This is a genomic window from Gemmiger sp. An50, from assembly GCF_002161595.1.
Classification (GTDB): Bacteria; Bacillota; Clostridia; order Oscillospirales; family Ruminococcaceae; genus Allofournierella.
This window is the reverse complement of sequence record NZ_NFID01000001.1, coordinates 74,545-91,438: the sequence shown is the minus strand read 5'-3', so window position 1 is coordinate 91,438 and position 16,894 is coordinate 74,545. Positions and strand designations below refer to the sequence as shown.

The following is a 16,894-nucleotide window of genomic DNA, read 5'->3' as shown; positions in this document are numbered from 1 at the left end:
GAACGCCATGAAAAACGCCCTGTTTCTGTGCTTCTGCCTGCTGGCGGGGGTCATCGCCGGAGGCCTGCTGGCCCAGCTGTGCGCCGGGATTCCGGCTCTGTCCTGGCTGGCCTATTCCAAGGTCCTGCGCTTTGCGCCCCAGCTGGACCTGAGCGTGCTGCGCCTGAATCTGGATTTCGTGCTGGAGCTCAGCGCCGCCCACATCCTCACGCTGGCGCTGGCCATCTTTGTCTATCGCCGGGTGGAGATCTGATCTCCGCCCTCTTTGCCCTGGGCCATCGGCCCGGGCTTTTTTGTGAAAAATAACGTTTGACCGGAAAAAATCGTTTTTACTTGAAATAAACCAAAGGAGAAAATCGTTATGTCATTGGTCCTCGCATCCGGCAGCCCCCGCCGCAAGGAGCTGCTTTCCATGATCTGCCCGGAGTTTTCCGTCATCACCAGTGAGGTGGACGAGTCCGCCATCACCGCCCCCACCCCCGCCGAGACCGCCCTGGCCCTGGCCACCGCCAAGTGCAAGGCCGTGGCGAAGGAATACCCGGAGGACGTGGTCATCGGCTGCGACACCGTGGTGGACTGCGGCGGCGAGATCTTCGGCAAGCCCGCGGACCGTGCCGACGCGGTGCGCATGCTGCACGCGCTGTCCGGCAAGGCCCACCAGGTGCATACCGGCGTGTGCGTGTGCCAGGGCGATGTGTGCAAGAGCTTCGTTGCCACCAGCACCGTGCGGTTTTATCCCATTGAGGAGGCGACCATCCAGGCCTACGCCGACACCCCCGAACCCTACGACAAGGCGGGCGGCTACGCCATCCAGGGCACTGCAGCGCTGTTCTGCGAGGGCATCGACGGCTGCTACTACAACATCATGGGTCTGCCGGTTTCCCGTCTGGCCCGGCTGCTGCGGGAGTTCCGGTGATTTCCACCGGAAAACAGGCCGGAAAAAGTTTGAAGAAATTGAAAAAAAAGCCCCGCGCCCATTGAGAATGCGCGCGCATGCGGTTATAATAAAATAGAGTGCCCACCTGACGGGCGCTCATTTTGAATTGTGTCAACAAGAAGTTCATCATAGTCAGCATAGAGAGAATGTGCGCCTCGGTGTGAGCGCCTGTGAGAAAAGGAGAAACGAGTATATGTTCAGCAAGGATATCGGAATCGACCTCGGCACTGCCAACACCCTGGTTTATCTGCGGGGCAAGGGCATCATCATGCGGGAGCCCAGCGTAGTGGCCGTGGACACCAAGACCGACGAGGTGCGCAGCGTGGGCCACGAGGCCAAGGCGGTCATCGGCCGTACCCCCGGCAGCATCATGGCCGTGCGTCCCTTGAAGGACGGCGTGATCGCCGACTTCGACATCACCGCCAACATGCTGGCCCGTTTCATCAAGAAGGTCTGCGGCAACAGCATGTTCTTCCGTCCCCGCGTGGTCATCTGCATCCCCTCCGGCGTGACCGAGGTGGAGCGCCGCGCCGTGAAGGAGGCCGCCCTGAAGGCGGGCGCCCGTCAGGTGAGCGTGATCGAGGAGCCCATGGCTGCGGCCATCGGCGCCGGTCTGCCCATCAGCGAGCCCTCCGGCAGCATGGTGGTGGACATCGGCGGCGGCACCAGCGAGGTGGCCGTGATCAGCCTGGGCGGCATCGTGGCGGCCCGCAGCGTTCGCGTGGGCGGCGACGAGTTCGACCAGGCCATCATCGCCTACATCAAGCGCAAGTACAACCTGCTGATCGGTGAGCGCACCGCCGAGCAGATCAAGATCGAGATCGGCTCCGCCTACGAACTGGAGGAGGAGAAGGAGATGGAGATCAAGGGCCGCAACCTGGTGGACGGCCTGCCCAAGAACATCACCGTGCACTCCGAGGAGATCCGCGACGCGCTGGCCGAGAGCCTGCAGAAGGTCGTGGACGCCATCAAGGAGACCCTGGAGCGCACTCCCCCCGAGCTGAGCGCCGACATCATCGACCACGGCATCATGCTCACCGGCGGCGGCGCTCTGCTGCGCGGCCTGGATGAGCTGGTACACCGTGAGACCGGCATCGACGTGCATGTGGCCGAGACCCCGCTGGACTGCGTGGCCGCCGGTACCGGCGCTGTGCTGGACCACATCGACCTGCTGGGCGACGTGCTGGACGACAACTCCTCTCATTTCTGATCCGAGCCGCAGGGCCGCGCCCTGCCGCCGGAGCAAAGGGGCTGCGTGAACCTGCGCACCCCCGGCAAACCCCACAAAACACCGGCGCGGGCGGCCCAGGCCGGGCGGCCCGCGCTTTTTTTATCCGAAAATCTGAACGCACGAGGGCAGTGCCACGCCGATTTGGCGCGGCTGCCCAGGCAAAACCGGGGAGGTGAGCCCACTGAAGGACTTTTTCAATACCGGAAAATTCAAGGCCCTGGTGGCCCTGGCGGTGCTGCTGGGCGGCATCATGGCCTGGGCCGGAGCCAACGGGCGGCTGGCCAGCGCGCCGGAGCAGATCCTGAGCGCGGTGCTTTCGCCCTTCCAGAAGGGAGCTAGCGCCGTGAGCGGCGGCGTGGGGGGCCTGCTGGACAAATACGCCCGCATCGACTCCATCATCGCCGAGAACGAGGCCCTGAAACAGGAAAACTGGGAATTGCAGGATAAGCTGGTGGAATACGACCGGCTGAAAGCCGAGAACGACGCCTACAAGGAGCGGGACCGTCTGGAAGACGACAGCCCCGAATACACCTATATGTCCGCTTTTGTGATCGGCCGCGACCCGCTGGAGCAGTTCGGCGGCTTCACCATCGACCTGGGCACCCTGGACGGGGTGCAGCAGGGCGACGTGGTGGTGAGCGACCAGGGCTACCTGGTGGGCCGTGTGCTGGAGGCGGGGCCCGCGTCCAGCAAGGTGATGACCATTCTGCAGCCCGGCTCCTACGTGGCCTGCGTGGTCAGCCGCACCCGCGACACCGGCAACCTGAACGGCAGCGCCGACTATGCGGCCGACGGCCGCTGCGTGCTGGAGAATCTCTCCCGCGATACCCTGGCCCAGGTGGGCGATGCCATCATCACCACCGGTCTGGGCGGCGAGTTCCCGGCGGACATCCGGGTGGGCACCATCGAGGAGATCCTGCCCGAGGAGAGCGGCCGGTCCTCCATCGCCGTGATCGAGCCCGGCGCCGACGTGAACAACGTCAAGCACGTGTTCGTGATCACCGACTTCGAGACCGCTTACGGCCAGCAGGCCGAACAGGCCCAGAGCGCTTCTTCCGCTCCGGCCGGAGAATGAGCGGCATGAGCCGTGAAGGAAAGGGGGCGCGCAGTCTATGACCAGCCGCCGCAAACGGAATTTGATCCTGCTGGCCAAGTGGGCCTGCTACTTTTTGATTTTGCTCCTCGCGGCCACCCTCCAGAGCCTGCCGGGCTTTCTTTCCCTGTTCGGGGTGCGCCCGCTGTTCATCCTGCCGGTCTGCCTGGCAGTGGCCATCTATGAGGGCGAGTATCCCGGCGCGCTGCTGGCTGTGGCCGGCGGCTTTCTGTGGGACTGGACCGCCAACCGGGTCAGCGGCCTGATGGCCCTGGGCCTGATGGTCATCTGCTTTGCCGCCGCCGTGGCGGTTGAGCTGTACCTGCGGGTGAACACTGTGAACTTCATTCTGGTGAACGCCGCCTGCTGCCTGCTGGTGACCAGCATGGACTTTTTGTTCTATTACCTGATGCCCGGCTATCCGGGCGCGACCCAGCGCTACCTCACCCAGGTGCTGCCCATGGTGCTTTACACGGCGGCCCTGTCGCCCCTGGCCATGATGGCGGTGCGCCGGGTGGCAGGGCGCTTCGTGCCCGAACAGTAAGCGAAAGGAGGGCGGCCGATGGACCAGAAAAGCGTGTTCCGCCGGGTGGGCGGACTCATCGTCATCAGCCTGGCGGTGCTGGGCGTGATCCTGCTGCGGCTGGTGGAGTTCCAGCTGGTGAACGGCGAGGAGTACAAAAGCCAGGCCCAGAGCGTGACCAACTACAAATTCAATATCCCCGCCGCCCGGGGCGAGATCGTGGACCGGTACGGCCGGGCCCTGGCCTCCAACGCGGTGGGCTACGACCTGGTTATCAACCAGCTGATGCTCACCGGCGATGTGAACGAGCTGGTGATGGACCTGGTGGAGATTTTGCAGAGCTGCGGCGAGGAATGGAACGACACCATGCCCATCAGCAGCCCGGGCGAGGGCGGCCATTACACCTTCACCGACGGCGACGACACCTCCGCCCAGAACCGGCTGGCCAAATTGAAGGATAACATCGGGCTGCAGCAGTACGCCACCGCCGACCAGGTGATGGCAAAGCTGGTGGAGCGCTACAAGCTGGAGGACTACGATCCCCAGTGGCAGCGGGTGCTGGCCGGTGTGCGCTACCAGATGCAGCTGGAGGATTTCAGCGCCAGCAACAGCTTCACCCTGGCCAAGGATGTGTCGAACCAGACGGTGGCCATGGTCAAGGAGCGCAGTTTGAGCCTGGCGGGGGCCGAGATCATCGAGACCACCCACCGGGTCTATGAGGACGGCACCCTGCTGCCCCACTATCTGGGCAGCGTGGGCAGCATCACCAGCGAGCAGTGGTGGGTGGAGGATGAAAACGGCAACGTGACCACCCCCCTGAAGGACGCTGGCTACAACATGAACGACCTGATCGGCCAGTCCGGCGTGGAAAAATACGCCGAGGACCGGCTGCGGGGCAAGGAAGGCACCCAGCAGGTGAGCCGCGACAAGAACGGCGTTGTGGTGGGCACCCAGATGCTGGTGGACTCCGAACCCGGCGAGACGGTGGTGCTCACCATCGACAAGGACCTGCAAAAGAGCCTGAACGAGCAGCTGGAGGCCCTGATCCTGGAGATGCAGCAGACCAAGGAGCACACCAAGGGCAAGGAGGTCACTGCCGGTTCGGCGGTGGTCAAGGACGTGAAGACCGGCGGCATCCTGGCCATTGCCAACTATCCCAGCTACGATCTGAACCTGTACAAGACCAACTACAGCGAATACAGCAGTGACCCGAACACTCCGCTTCTGAGCCGGGCCACCACCGGCCTGTACGCTCCCGGTTCCACTTTCAAACCGGCTGTGGCGCTGGCAGGCCTGCTCAGCGGCACCGTGACCCCTCAGGACACGGTGAACTGTACCCGGGTGTACGACTTCTACACCGACTACAAGCCCGTCTGCCAGCAGCTGGGTCCCCACAGCGGCCCCACCAACCTGACCGAGGCGCTGACCCACAGCTGCAACATCTACTTCTACGATGTGGGCCGCCGGGTGGGGCTGGAAAACTTTGACGAGATGGCAAACAGCCTGGGCCTGGCCACCAAGACCGGCTTTGAGCTGGGCGAGTCCACCGGCAACCTGACCCACAAGACCGACGAGAACTACGGCAACGGCCTGGAGCTGCAGGCGGCCATCGGCCAGGGCAACACCCAGGTGACCCCCATCCAGCTGGCCACCTACGCGGCCACCATTGCCAACAAGGGCACCCGCTACTCCACCCACATCGTTTCCGGCTACCGGGACAGCAACACCGGCGAGCTGATCGAAGAGGTGGAGCCGGAGGTCGTGGAGCAGATCGAGGACAACGTGGGCGCCTTCGACGCGGTGGAGCAGGGCATGCTGGGCGCCGCGCGGGACAGCAGCGCTCTGCGGGATTACCCGCTGAACATCGCGGTCAAGACCGGCAGTCCCCAGCGCTGGGAGCGGGACGAAAAGGGCCGCTACTCCTACACCAACACCGCCGTCATCGCCTACGGCCCGGTGGAGGACCCCCAGCTGGCCATTGGCATCGTGCTGGAATGGGGCGGCGGCGGTTCCAACGGCCTGCCCCTGGTGCGCAGCATCTTCGACAGCTACTACTACACCCAGAGCGAGGGCCTGGAGCCCGAATCCGAGGGCGTGCTGCTTCCCTGATGGGGGGCATCGTGCGCCGATTTCCGCAGCATTCCCCCGGGGCACGGCGGGCCGCTTGGTACGCTGTGCCCCCTTTTTGTCTGCAAAGGGGCGGAACTCTCGGGTAAAACGGCGAAAAGAAGAGCGAAAAACACATTTTTTTGGATTAAATACACAAAAGACAACTTGCTATCGACCCCGCTTTGTGTTATCATGTCTGTATGGATGCATAATAGGCACCCGTATACCATTTTTCGTTGATCCCGGCCCCATCCCGGCCGTAAAAAGGAGGTCCGGTCCGTGGCCGCACAGATCATTATGGTGGCCTCCGGCAAGGGCGGCACAGGAAAAAGCACCGTGTCGGTGCTGCTGGGCAGCCGGCTGGCCGCCGCGGGCAAAAAGGTCCTGCTCATCGAGCTGGACAGCGGCCTGCGCAGCGTGGACATCATCGCCGGGGCCGCGGGCCGCACCGTGTACGACATCTCCGATGTGCTCTGCGGCCGGTGCGACTGGCGCAAGGCCATTGTGGAAAGCCCGGTCTACAAGGGGCTTTCGCTGATCAGCGCCCCCTACGAGCGGGGCAACGTGCAGCCCCAGCAGCTGGCCAAGCTCACCCGGAAGATGGCCAAACATTACGACTTCATTCTGGTGGACACCGCCGCCGGTCTGGGCGCGCCCTTCGCGGCCGCCATGGTGGTGAGCCAGATGGCCCTTTTGGTGCTCACGCCGGACCCTGTGGCCCTGCGGGACGGGCACATCGCCGCCGACGTGCTGTACGAGGGCGGCTTTACCAACGTTCGCCTGGTGATGAACCGGGTAGGCCCCTCCACCTTCGACAAGGGCGCGGTGGCCGACCTGGACGAGTGCATCGACACGGTGGCCGTGCAGCTGATCGGGGTCATCCCGGAGAGCGCGGCCCTGCTGAAAAGCACCGCCGCGGGCGAGGCCCTGCCGGAGAATACGCTGGCATGGCGAGCGTTTGACAATTTGGCCCGCCGCATTCTGGGCCAGCAGGTCCCCCTGGCCGTGCGCTGAGGGGCGAAAAAATCTTGTTTTGCCCATGCCCTGCGGCATGGTTCCCCATTTTTTGACCCACACACCGGGCGGGCCCCAAGCGGCGCCGCCCCCAAAAGAAGCATATCCCATAGAGGTTTGGAGAAAGCGCGTGCCGTCCGGGCACGCAAAAACGTTAGTCTGTTTTGAGAAGGAGGGCGTTACGTCCATGAATATCGCATTGATCGCGCATGACGCGAAGAAGGAATTGATGGTGCAGTTCTGCATCGCCTACTGCCGGGTGCTCAGCCAGCACAACCTGCTGGCCACCGGCACCACCGGCAAGCTGGTGAGCGAGGCCACCGGCCTGCCCATCCAGTGCTTTTTGTCCGGCGTGCACGGGGGCGACCAGCAGATCGCGGCCCGCATCGCCTGCAACGAGATCGACCTGCTACTGTTCTTCCGCGATCCCATTAGTGCGAAACCCCACGAACCCAACGAGATGAATCTGCTGCGCCTTTGCGACGTGCGCAACATTCCCATCGCCACCAACATCGCCACCGCCGAAGTGCTCATCCATGGCCTGGAGCGGGGCGACTTGGAGTGGCGCAATATCGTCAACCCGCCCCAGCACTAAGATGCCGGAGCGCCGTGACCAAGCAAAAACGGGGCTTTCTGGTAAACACCAGGAAGCCCCTTTGCGCTTTTTCGGGGCCTTTGTCCGGCTGGGATTTTCCCCTCGACGGGTGCAGAATGCCCTGATTTTAGCCGGTGTGGGGGCACTGTATGCCCTGGAGACCCAGACCCTGGGTCTCTTCGTGCCCTGTCCCTTCCACCTGATCACCGGGCTCAAATGCCCGGCCTGCGGCATCACCACCGCCATCCTGGCCCTGCTGCACGGGGATGCGGGTGCGGCCTTTGCCGCGAACCCCGGCCTGGCCGTGAGCCTGCCGGTGCTGGGGCCGTATCTCGCCTGGCTGTTCTGGGGCTGGCTGCGGGAATGCCCGGCCCGGGGCCGCGCGGTGAACGCGGTGGGCACAGGGCTGATCGTCTATTTTGCAGTCTGGGGCGTCTGGCGAAACCTTGCGCCCCTGCTGGGCTTTGTGTAAAGCCTGAATCAATTCGCAAACAGCGAACCAAAAGGAGAATTTTTCATGACAAGAAACATTGTGGTGTGCATCCTGCTCTACTTCATCACCTGCGGCCTGTATGGCATCTATTGGATGTATACCTTGAACGAATACGCCCGGTCGGTGGCTCCGCAGGAATGGCAGACCAGCGGTCTCACCGTAATCCTGCTGAACATCATCACCTGCGGCATTTACGGCCTTTACTGGAACTACAAGATGGGCAAGGCCTACATGACCGTAAACGGCGGCAACGATAACAGCCTGCTGTTCGTGCTGCTGGGCGTGTTTGGCCTGGCTGTTGTGAACTGGGCCATCATGCAGAGCGACATCAACAACGCGGCCCGCTTCCGGTATTAAGCCATGGAGCGGCTGCTCTACCGGCTGGCCCTGGGCTGCGCCGTGGCGGGCCTGGGTACCCTTCTGGTGGTGATGCTCAGCGGCAAGGCCTGGCCCCATCCGCTTTATGCCATCGGCGCGCCGCTGGGCATGGGGTTTGTGGCCCTGTGCCTGGTGTTCCTGGCCGCCCGCTGGGCGCTGCGCCTGTTCGACGCGGTGCGGGCGCGCCAGCTGGCTCAGGTGGCTGCGCTGGTGCTGGCGGCCATCGCCTGCCTGGCGGAATTTTTCCTGCGGCGGTGAGGTTTTTTGCGGCCGGGGCATCATCTGAATAGCGAATAAAAAAGGCCCCCAGGACCGGGAATACTTCCGGTCCTGGGGGGCTTATGTGTTTTTGAGGAAAGGTTTTCAACGTTGGCCGGGCGCGGGTGTGGAAAATCGAGTCAGGTCCACGCCCTCGTGGGCCAGCAGCCAGCGTTTTTTGTCCAGCCCGCCCGCGTAGCCGGTCAGGCTGCCGTTCGTTCCCACCACCCGGTGGCAGGGGATGATGATGGAAATGGGGTTGCGTCCCACCGCGCCGCCCACCGCCTGGCTGGCCATGGGACAGCCGGTTTCGGCGGAAATCGCCCGGGCCAGCGCGCCGTAGGTGGTGGTCTGCCCGTAAGGAATCGCCAGCAGCAGCGCCCACACCTGCTTTTGGAAGGCACTGCCCTGTGGGGCCAGCGGCAGCGCCGCCGGGTCGGGAGCATGCCCCGCGAAGTAATCCTCCAGCCAGCGGGCCGCCTGCGCGAAGAGCGGCAGGTCCGCCCGCTGCGGGGTGTCCGGCGGCAGATGGGCGGCGTAGTGCATTTGTCCTTCCAGCCACAGGCCGGTCAGGTGGGTCTCGGTGCCCGCCAGCATCACCGGCCCCAGCGGGCCGGTCAGAGTGGTGGTGTACAGCATGGGAAAACCTCCTCTGTTCATTCGTCGTTCTCCGGCTCCACCGCGAAGTAGGTCTTTACGCCGTCCCGGCGGAAGGTGATGACCTGCCCGGAAGGTTCTCCGTTTTCGTCCAGAATGTCCAGCCGGAATTTGCCCTCGCCCAGGTAGGCCAGGCCGCTGGGGTCGGCGGGAGTGGCTTCCAGGCCCATCGGCTGGAAGGTGCCGTCCGATGCAAGAAACGCCAGCCGCACGTCGGTGTGCTCCGGCTCCGCGTACAGCACCACCCCCACCAGCTCCTCGCCGCCGTCCGGCACCGCCGCGCAGGCAAGCACCGTGCGCCGCTCGTTCTGCTCCTGCGAGAGAAACAGCTCTGCCACCGCTTGGTCGGTCCACTCCGGGGCCTCGCTGGTGCTTGCGGCTTCGCTGGCAGGGGCGGGAACAGACGCCGGGCTGCCGGAATCGGGCAGGGAGGTGGAGGACGCCGCGCCGGGCGCACATCCGGCCAGCAGCGCCGCAAGGCAGCAGGTAAGGGCAAGAAGCATCTTCATGGGGGAATCCCTCCTTTGGGCGGCCCTCAGGACGGCAGAGCGCCCCCGGGCCAAAATGACAAAAACAGCTCTTCTGCCCTCATTGTAAGCGCCCGGCGGGCAAAAAACAAGCCGCAAAAGCCGCTTTGCCTTGTAATATCTTGTGGAAAGCGGTATAATAAAACGGTCTAAGAATTTGCGGAGTCCGGGCATTTTCCGGGCTCCAGCGCTTTGAATAAAAGGGGTAAATCAAATTATGGAAACCATGGGAAATCTGCGCCGCACCCACTATTGCGGCGAAGTGCGTCTGGCCGATGCCGGTCAGGAGATGGTGGTGGCCGGTTCCATCGCCAAATGCCGGGATAAGGGCGGCATCATCTTTGCCGACCTGCGCGACACCACCGGCATTCTGCAGATGGTGTTCGACGACTCCACCGACCCCGCCGTGTTCGAGAAGGCCAGCAGCCTGAAGAGCGAGTATGTGGTCATTGCCAAGGGCAAGCTGCGCGAGCGCGACGCCAAGACCGACAAGATCGCCACCGGCGACGTGGAGCTGTATGTGACCGAGCTGCGCCTGCTGAGCGCCGCCGAGACCACCCCCTTCGAGATCCGCGACGAGGTGAAGGTGAAGGACGAGCTGCGCCTGAAGTACCGCTATCTGGACCTGCGCCGCCCCAGCATGCACGACCCCATCGTGCTGCGCAGCAAGATCTGCCAGATCATCCGCAACTACTACTGCGACAACCACTTCTGCGAGATCGAGACCCCCATGCTCATCAAGAGCACCCCGGAAGGCGCCCGCGACTACCTGGTGCCCAGCCGGGTGCAGCCGGGCCACTTCTACGCCCTGCCCCAGTCTCCCCAGCTGTACAAGCAGATCCTGATGCTGTCCGGCTTTGACCGCTACTTCCAGATCGCCCGCTGCTTCCGCGACGAGGACCTGCGCGCCGACCGTCAGCCCGAGTTCACCCAGGTGGACCTGGAGATGAGCTTCGTCACCGAAGAGGACATCATGACCCTGAACGAGGGCCTGATCAAGAAGCTGTGGAAGGAAATTCTGAACATCGACGTGGCCACCCCCTTCCAGCGCATGCCCTGGGACGAGGCCATGGCCCGCTACGGCTCCGATAAGCCCGATACCCGCTTCGGCCTGGAGATCATCGACGTGACCGACGCCGTGCGCTCCAGCGAGTTCGCTCCCTTCAAGGGCGCCATCGAGGCAGGCGGCAGCGTGCGTCTGATCAACTGCAAGGGCCTGGCCGACAAGCTGACCCGCAAGACCATCGACAAGCTGGGCGACGTGGCCAAGACCTACGGCGCCAAGGGCCTGGCCTACACCCGCCTGACCGCGGAGGGCGAGACCTCCAGCTTTGAGAAGTTCCTCACCGAGGAGGAGAAGACCGCCCTGCGCACCGCCGCCGGCGCCGAGACCGGCGACGTGCTGCTGGTGGTGAGCGACGCGGACAACGTGCGCGCCTGCACCGCTCTGGGCCAGGTTCGTCTGGAGGTTGGCCGCCGCTGCGAGCTGATCGACCCGGACAAGTTCAACTTCCTGTGGGTGGTGAAGTTCCCCCTGTTCGAGTACAGCGAGGAAGAGGGCCGCTACATGGCTATGCATCATCCCTTCACCATGCCCACCGAGGACAGCATGGACAAGCTGGAGACCGAGCCGGGCAAGTGCTACGCCAACGCCTACGACATCGTGCTGAACGGCTGCGAGCTGGGCGGCGGTTCCATCCGCATCAACGACCCTGCCCTGCAGGACCGGATGTTCAAGGCCCTGGGCTTCACCGAGGAGAAGGCCCGCGAGAGCTTCGGCTTCCTGATGGACGCCTACAAGTACGGCGCACCCCCGCACGGCGGCATGGCCTACGGCCTGGACCGCATGGTGATGCTGATGCTGAAGCGGGATTCCATCCGCGACGTGATCGCCTTCCCGAAGGTGCAGAACGCCAGCGAGCTGATGAGCGGCGCACCCGAGACCGTGGACGAAAAGCAGCTGCGTGAGCTGAGCATCGCCACCGTAAGCGCCGAAGGCTAAGTGCCAACTGAATAACGGCAAACGCGCCGCCCCAACCAACGGGGCGGCGCGTTTTTGTGTACCGAAAACGGGACATAAACCGAGAAGGACTGAATTAGAAATTGAGCGCGGGGCGGGGGGATGGTATAATAAAATGAGCTTTAGTAGATAGTGAAGGGAAATTGATATGAATGATAAAATAATTAGTGCTGTGGACGGATATTTTGAAACACTATATGACCTAAACAGAAACTTGATTACTTTCTGCGGAACACATGCATTTAAAGATGATCGATGGAAGTATCATAGGCATATACAAGAGATTATTTGTGCAATTCCGCAGATTGTACCATATGTGCATCAAAAAAGTAGCGATAAGTATGTGATTTCGGAAAAAGATGGATTGTCAGAATTTTCAGATGAAATTTGCTTTTTAAGAGAAGGATATAATACAATTCTAAAAGATCATACTGATTTTTTGGTTCGAATCAAAGAGTTAAGAAATAAATATGAGCACCAGATGCATTGTGTGGAGTTTCGAAGCACTGGAGGAGGAACGAATCAACTTTTTTATCTGGTATATCGAACCCCCAAAGGTACAACTACACTATATTCCAATGAGTTTATTGATTTGGTAAAAGATATAAATGTTCTGTTTTCGGAGATTCAAAAAGAGATTCATGAATATGTATATATTCGAGCTCAACAATATGATCCGTATTGTCAAAGACTTTTGAGATACGATTTTTCTGATTTTAATAAGATTTATGACAGCAGTATTCTTCGTATTGTCGGAAAGGCATTTCTCCCTTTTTGATAAAAAGAACGTGGTTGCTAAGTAGGTGCAATACTATCTGATTACCACAAAACCCCCGGCGGCCATTGGCCGCCGGGGGTTATCCATCCCTCTATATGGCCCGGGCGTTCCCGGGCTTTTTCCGTTTTACTTTTTCTTCTCTCTCTTCTCGTTTCGCTTATACGCGCTTTACATACATCTGCACGCTGGGGTAGTCGCCGGCCAGCTGGGGCAGGGTGTAGCCTGCGTGCATCAGGGTGCTGCCGCTGTAGGTTTTGCCCACGCCCTCCATGGCCAGGTCCAGGCCTGCCTGGGGCGCGCAGTGGCAGCCGTGGATGTCCAGGCTCTCCACACGGTACAGAGCGTCCGGGTCAAGGCCTCGCAGCCACACGTGCAGCGGGCGGGCGTTGGCTTCCGGATGGGTGAGGACAAGATTGAACAGCGTCTCGCTCTGCTCCTCGTCCACGAACTGCCAGGCCGCGTAGCGGCTTTCCTCGGTGGGGTCGGTGAGCCGGTAATACAGCCCGTTCTGAACCAGCTGGTAGTGCTTATCGAAGAAGGCGATCTGCTCCTTCACCTGGGCGGCTTCCTCGTCGCTCAGTTTGTTCAGGTCCAGCTCGTAGCCGAAGGTGCCGGACATGGCCGCCACCGCACGGGTCCACAGGGGAGTGGTGCGGCCGGTCTGGTGGTTGGGGCAGGCGGACACATGCGCGCCCATGCTGCTCACCGGGTAGCCGAAGGAGGTGCCGTGCTGGATCACCAGCCGCTCGATGGCGTCGGTGTCGTCGCTGCACCAGATCTGGGTGAAGTAGGCCAGCATGCCCGCGTCGAAGCGGCCGCCGCCGCCCGCGCAGCCCTCAAACAGCACATGGGGGAAACGGGTGGTCAGGGTCTCCAGCAGCCGGTAAACGCCCAGCATGTACCGGTGGGCCGCTTCGCCCTGCCGCTCGGCGGGCAGCACCCGGCTGTACACGTCGGTCATGTTCCGGTTCATGTCCCACTTCACGTACGCGATGGGGTTATTGGCCAGCAGGTCGGTCAGCCGCTCGGTCAGGTAGTCCACCACCTCGCTGCGGCCCATGTCCAGCACCATCTGGTTGCGGCTCATCACCGGGGCGCGGCCCGGCAGGGTGAGGGCCCAGTCCGGATGCGCCCGGTACAAATCGGAATCCTCGCTCACCATCTCCGGCTCCACCCAGATGCCGAACTTCATGCCCAGCGCGTTCACCCGCTGAATCAGGGGAGTCAGGCCGCCGGGCAGCTTTTTCTCGTTCACGAACCAGTCGCCCAGGCCGCTGTTGTCGTCGCCCCGCTTGCCGAACCAGCCGTCGTCCAGCACCAGCATCTCCACGCCCAGGGCCGCCGCCTTTTCGGCGATGCGCACGATGGCGTCGGAGTCAAAGTCGAAGTAGGTGGCCTCCCAGTTGTTGATCAGCACCGGACGGCGGGCGAAGCGGTGCTCGCCCCGGCAGACGTTGTGCCGGATGAACCGGTGATACTGCTGGGACAGGGCGGTCAGGCCGTTCTCGGTGCAGGCCAGAATGACCTCGGGGGCGGTGAAGGCCTCGCCGGGGGCCAGCTGCCAGCTAAAGCGCTCGTCGTGGATGCCGCTCACGATGCGGGTCAGGCCGTTCTGGTCCACCTCCACGTCGGTGCGGTGGCTGCCGGAGTACACCGGCATCACGCCGTAGCACAGGCCGTGCTCCTCGTTTGCCTTGCGGTCGCACAGAATCACGAAGGGGTTGTGGTGGTGGCTGGAGGCGCCGCGGGTGGAGGACACGGTCTGGATGGCGTTCAGCAGGGGCACCCGCTCGGCCTGCCGCTCCATGGTGTGGCGGCCGTGGAAGTGGATCATATCCCACCGGCCGAAGGGCAGGTCCAGACACATGGACGCGGCCTTTTCCAGCCGCAGGGTCTGATTGCCGCCGTTCACCAGCCGGACGGCCCGGGTGATGATGTCCTGCTCAGCGAACACGCCGTACAGCAGCTCCAGCGCAAGGCCGGTCACGCTGTCCTCCATGCGGATGCACAGGGTCTCGGCCTCGTTTTCCTCGTCGTGGGCGCTGGGCAGGCCGGTCAGGGCGTATTTGCCCTTCTGGATGCTGTGGCTCGCGTAGCGCCACTCGGCACCGGCGGCGCCGTTTTCATCCCGCACCACCAGGCAGGAGAGGCGGAAGTCGCCGGTGTTGCAGCCGGTGTATTCCTGGGGCAGGGTGTCCGGCGAGATGCCACGGCGCGCCCGGTCGGCGTTGTGGTTGGGCGAGAAGCCCCGGTCCGCCGGGGGATACATGGCCGCCAGGTCGCCCTGGCCGATGGCAGGGCCGTAGTAGAGATGGAGCAGGCGGTCCAGATGGTCCAGCCCCATCTGGTAGGTGGTGCTGCGGGTGGAAAGGGTAAAGGTGCGCGCGGCGGCGTCGAATTGAATGCCCATACGAGGGTCCTCCTGGAAGTTTGGAATCGCACCGGGCCTTGGGGGTCCGGCGCTGGAATTGGAAAAGGTGGATAAAAAGCACGAGGCGGGCGGCCGGCCGTTTCGTCAGCCGACCGCCTGCCGTGATAAGGGGGAAATCTTAGTGGTTACTTGCCGCCGGTCATGGCGATGCCCTGGATGAACTGCTTCTGGAAGATCAGGTACAGGATCACCATGGGGATCATGGCCAGCAGGCTGCCGGCCATCAGAACCGGGAAGTTGGTGGTGTACTGGCCGTTCAGGGTGGACAGGCCGGCAGACAGGGTCATCATGTTCAGGTCGATGTTGCAGATCAGCGGCCACATCAGGTCGGAGTAAGCGAACACCGCGGTGAAGATGGCCAGCGCGGCCATGCTGGAGCCGGTGAGGGGCAGCATGACGCGGGTGAAGGTCTGCCACTTGTTGCAGCCGTCCAGATAGGCGGCCTCGGCGATCTCGCCCGGAATGCCCAGATAGGTCTGGCGCAAGAAGAAGGTGCCGAAGGCGCTGACGAGACCCGGGAACACCAGCGCGAAGATGGTGTTGGTCAGGCCCATGCGGGCCAGCATTAAGTACTGGGGAATGATGAAGATCTGGCTGGGCAGCATCATCTGCACCAGAACGATGGTGAACAGCAGCTTCTTAAAGGGGAAGTTCAGCTTGGCGAAGGCGTAGCCGGCCATGGAGCTGAACACCACGGCGCACAGCACCCGGAAGAGGATGAGCAGGGCGGTGTTCACATACAGGTTCACGAAGGGCAGGCTTTCCAGCGCGGTGATGAAGTTGTCCAGGTTCCACTGGCTGGGCAGCAGCTGGGGCGGCACCGCCATGGACTCGGCCTGGGTCTTGAAGCTGGTGAGCAGCATCCACACGAAGGGGAAGATCATAACCACGCTGCCCAGGATCAATGCCACATAGGTGAGGGTCTTGTTCAGGGTCTTGCTTGTTTGTGTGCTCATGATTTACACCTCGTAATTCACCCATTTTTTCTGGCCCGCGAACTGCAGCAGGGTCACGATGCCGATGAGCAGCACGGTCCAGATGACGATGGCGGACGCATAGCCCTTGTTGCCGGCCACAAAGCTTTCCCGGTAGAACAGGTACATCAGGCTCTGGGCGCTGGTGAGGGCGGGGTTTGCCTGGTCGACCATCATGTAGATCAGATCGTACACCTTCAGGGAGGCCATCAGGCGCATGATGAGCACCACGAACAGGGTGGGCGAAACCATGGGCAGGGTGATGTGGAAGAACTGCTGCACCTTGGAAGCGCCGTCCAGGGACGCAGCCTCATACAGGCTGGCCGAGATGTTCTGGATGCCGGAGAGCAGCAGCACGGCGTCGTAGCCGATGGCGCTCCAGATGGCCACGATGGCGCAGGTGACCAGCACGATAGCGGGATTGGTCAGCCAGCGCACGTTCTGGCCCAGGATGCTGTTGATGATGCCGTACTCGGTGTTGAAGATCCACTTCCACACCATGGCAACGGCGGCGGGGGCCACCACCATGGGCAAAAAGAAGATGGCGCGGAAGGCGGTGCGGCCCTTGAGCTTTGCGTTCAGCAGAACCGCCACCAGCAGTGCCAGGAACACGCCCACGGGCACGGTGAGGATGCAGAAGTAGATGGAGTTCCAGGTGGCCTTCCAGAACTCGGTGCTCTGGAACATTTCGATGTAGTTGTCCAGCCCGTTGAACTCGAAGGTACCAAAGGCCTTGGACTTGGAGAAGCTCATGTAGATGGTCTCGATGAACGGCCAGATGTTCAGCACCAGCAGACCGATGATGGTGGGGGCCACCATCACCAGACCCCAGACAGCGCCGTCGCGGGACAGCTTGGAAGTTTTGTTCACGCGGGA

The 16,894-nt window shown here is 62.4% G+C and carries 18 protein-coding genes; 13 read left to right on the top strand and 5 right to left on the bottom strand.

Translation table 11 applies throughout. The features are described 5' to 3' along the window. Window positions 1-7 precede the first annotated feature (7 nt). From B5G03_RS00460 to B5G03_RS00410, 11 genes are all read left to right on the top strand, one after another. Complete coding sequence (locus B5G03_RS00460) at window positions 8-253, top strand: DUF4321 domain-containing protein (protein ID WP_087179862.1); 246 nt, start codon at window positions 8-10, stop codon at window positions 251-253. Window positions 254-361: 108 nt separating this feature from the next. Continuing rightward, window positions 362-916, top strand: coding sequence for a Maf family protein (locus B5G03_RS00455; protein WP_087179861.1), 555 nt, complete (start codon window positions 362-364; stop codon window positions 914-916). A gap of 214 nt (window positions 917-1,130) precedes the next feature. Continuing rightward, window positions 1,131-2,147 (top strand): rod shape-determining protein, encoded by a 1,017-nt coding sequence (mreB, locus tag B5G03_RS00450; RefSeq protein ID WP_058964152.1) that lies wholly within the window; start codon window positions 1,131-1,133, stop codon window positions 2,145-2,147. 193 nt (window positions 2,148-2,340) lie between these two features. Beyond that, entirely contained in the window at window positions 2,341-3,243 is a 903-nt protein-coding gene (gene mreC, locus B5G03_RS00445; RefSeq protein ID WP_242962233.1) for a rod shape-determining protein MreC, read from the top strand. A gap of 37 nt (window positions 3,244-3,280) precedes the next feature. Then, window positions 3,281-3,805, top strand: coding sequence for a rod shape-determining protein MreD (gene mreD / locus B5G03_RS00440; protein WP_087179860.1), 525 nt, complete (start codon window positions 3,281-3,283; stop codon window positions 3,803-3,805). A gap of 18 nt (window positions 3,806-3,823) precedes the next feature. Further along, window positions 3,824-5,893: a peptidoglycan D,D-transpeptidase FtsI family protein gene (locus tag B5G03_RS00435; RefSeq protein ID WP_087179859.1), complete on the top strand. Its 2,070-nt coding sequence runs from the start codon at window positions 3,824-3,826 to the stop codon at window positions 5,891-5,893. A 279-nt stretch (window positions 5,894-6,172) separates the two neighbouring features. Beyond that, complete coding sequence (locus tag B5G03_RS00430) at window positions 6,173-6,907, top strand: AAA family ATPase (RefSeq protein WP_242962232.1); 735 nt, start codon at window positions 6,173-6,175, stop codon at window positions 6,905-6,907. A 187-nt stretch (window positions 6,908-7,094) separates the two neighbouring features. Next, a complete protein-coding gene (locus B5G03_RS00425) occupies window positions 7,095-7,502 on the top strand; it encodes a methylglyoxal synthase (RefSeq protein ID WP_058964155.1) in 408 nt (135 codons plus the stop codon). A gap of 61 nt (window positions 7,503-7,563) precedes the next feature. Next, entirely contained in the window at window positions 7,564-7,974 is a 411-nt protein-coding gene (locus B5G03_RS00420) for a DUF2752 domain-containing protein (RefSeq protein ID WP_162613298.1), read from the top strand. 45 nt (window positions 7,975-8,019) lie between these two features. Further along, a complete protein-coding gene (locus B5G03_RS00415; RefSeq protein WP_087179857.1) occupies window positions 8,020-8,352 on the top strand; it encodes a DUF4234 domain-containing protein in 333 nt (110 codons plus the stop codon). A 3-nt stretch (window positions 8,353-8,355) separates the two neighbouring features. Continuing rightward, entirely contained in the window at window positions 8,356-8,631 is a 276-nt protein-coding gene (locus tag B5G03_RS00410; protein WP_087179856.1) for a hypothetical protein, read from the top strand. Between the two features lie 105 nt (window positions 8,632-8,736). Here the strand turns inward: B5G03_RS00410 and B5G03_RS00405 are convergent, their stop codons facing one another. Then, window positions 8,737-9,270 (bottom strand): methylated-DNA--[protein]-cysteine S-methyltransferase, encoded by a 534-nt coding sequence (locus B5G03_RS00405; protein WP_087179855.1) that lies wholly within the window; start codon window positions 9,268-9,270, stop codon window positions 8,737-8,739. Window positions 9,271-9,287: 17 nt separating this feature from the next. Then, window positions 9,288-9,797 carry a hypothetical protein gene (locus tag B5G03_RS00400; protein ID WP_087179854.1) on the bottom strand — a complete coding sequence of 170 codons (510 nt, stop codon included), beginning with the start codon at window positions 9,795-9,797 and terminating at the stop codon, window positions 9,288-9,290. Between the two features lie 235 nt (window positions 9,798-10,032). Between B5G03_RS00400 and aspS the strand changes: the two genes are divergently transcribed. Both aspS and B5G03_RS16940 read left to right on the top strand, forming a co-directional pair. Continuing rightward, entirely contained in the window at window positions 10,033-11,817 is a 1,785-nt protein-coding gene (gene aspS / locus B5G03_RS00395) for an aspartate--tRNA ligase (protein ID WP_206423584.1), read from the top strand. Window positions 11,818-11,983: 166 nt separating this feature from the next. Continuing rightward, window positions 11,984-12,613: a hypothetical protein gene (locus tag B5G03_RS16940; protein WP_140401606.1), complete on the top strand. Its 630-nt coding sequence runs from the start codon at window positions 11,984-11,986 to the stop codon at window positions 12,611-12,613. Between the two features lie 157 nt (window positions 12,614-12,770). Here the strand turns inward: B5G03_RS16940 and B5G03_RS00390 are convergent, their stop codons facing one another. The 3 genes from B5G03_RS00390 to B5G03_RS00380 all read right to left on the bottom strand — a co-directional run bounded on the left by B5G03_RS00390 (window position 12,771) and on the right by B5G03_RS00380 (window position 16,888). Then, window positions 12,771-15,023, bottom strand: coding sequence for an alpha-galactosidase (locus B5G03_RS00390; RefSeq protein WP_087179853.1), 2,253 nt, complete (start codon window positions 15,021-15,023; stop codon window positions 12,771-12,773). Between the two features lie 146 nt (window positions 15,024-15,169). Continuing rightward, window positions 15,170-16,000, bottom strand: coding sequence for a carbohydrate ABC transporter permease (locus tag B5G03_RS00385; protein ID WP_343286872.1), 831 nt, complete (start codon window positions 15,998-16,000; stop codon window positions 15,170-15,172). Between the two features lie 3 nt (window positions 16,001-16,003). Continuing rightward, window positions 16,004-16,888, bottom strand: coding sequence for a carbohydrate ABC transporter permease (locus B5G03_RS00380; RefSeq protein WP_333766322.1), 885 nt, complete (start codon window positions 16,886-16,888; stop codon window positions 16,004-16,006). Window positions 16,889-16,894: the final 6 nt, after the last annotated feature.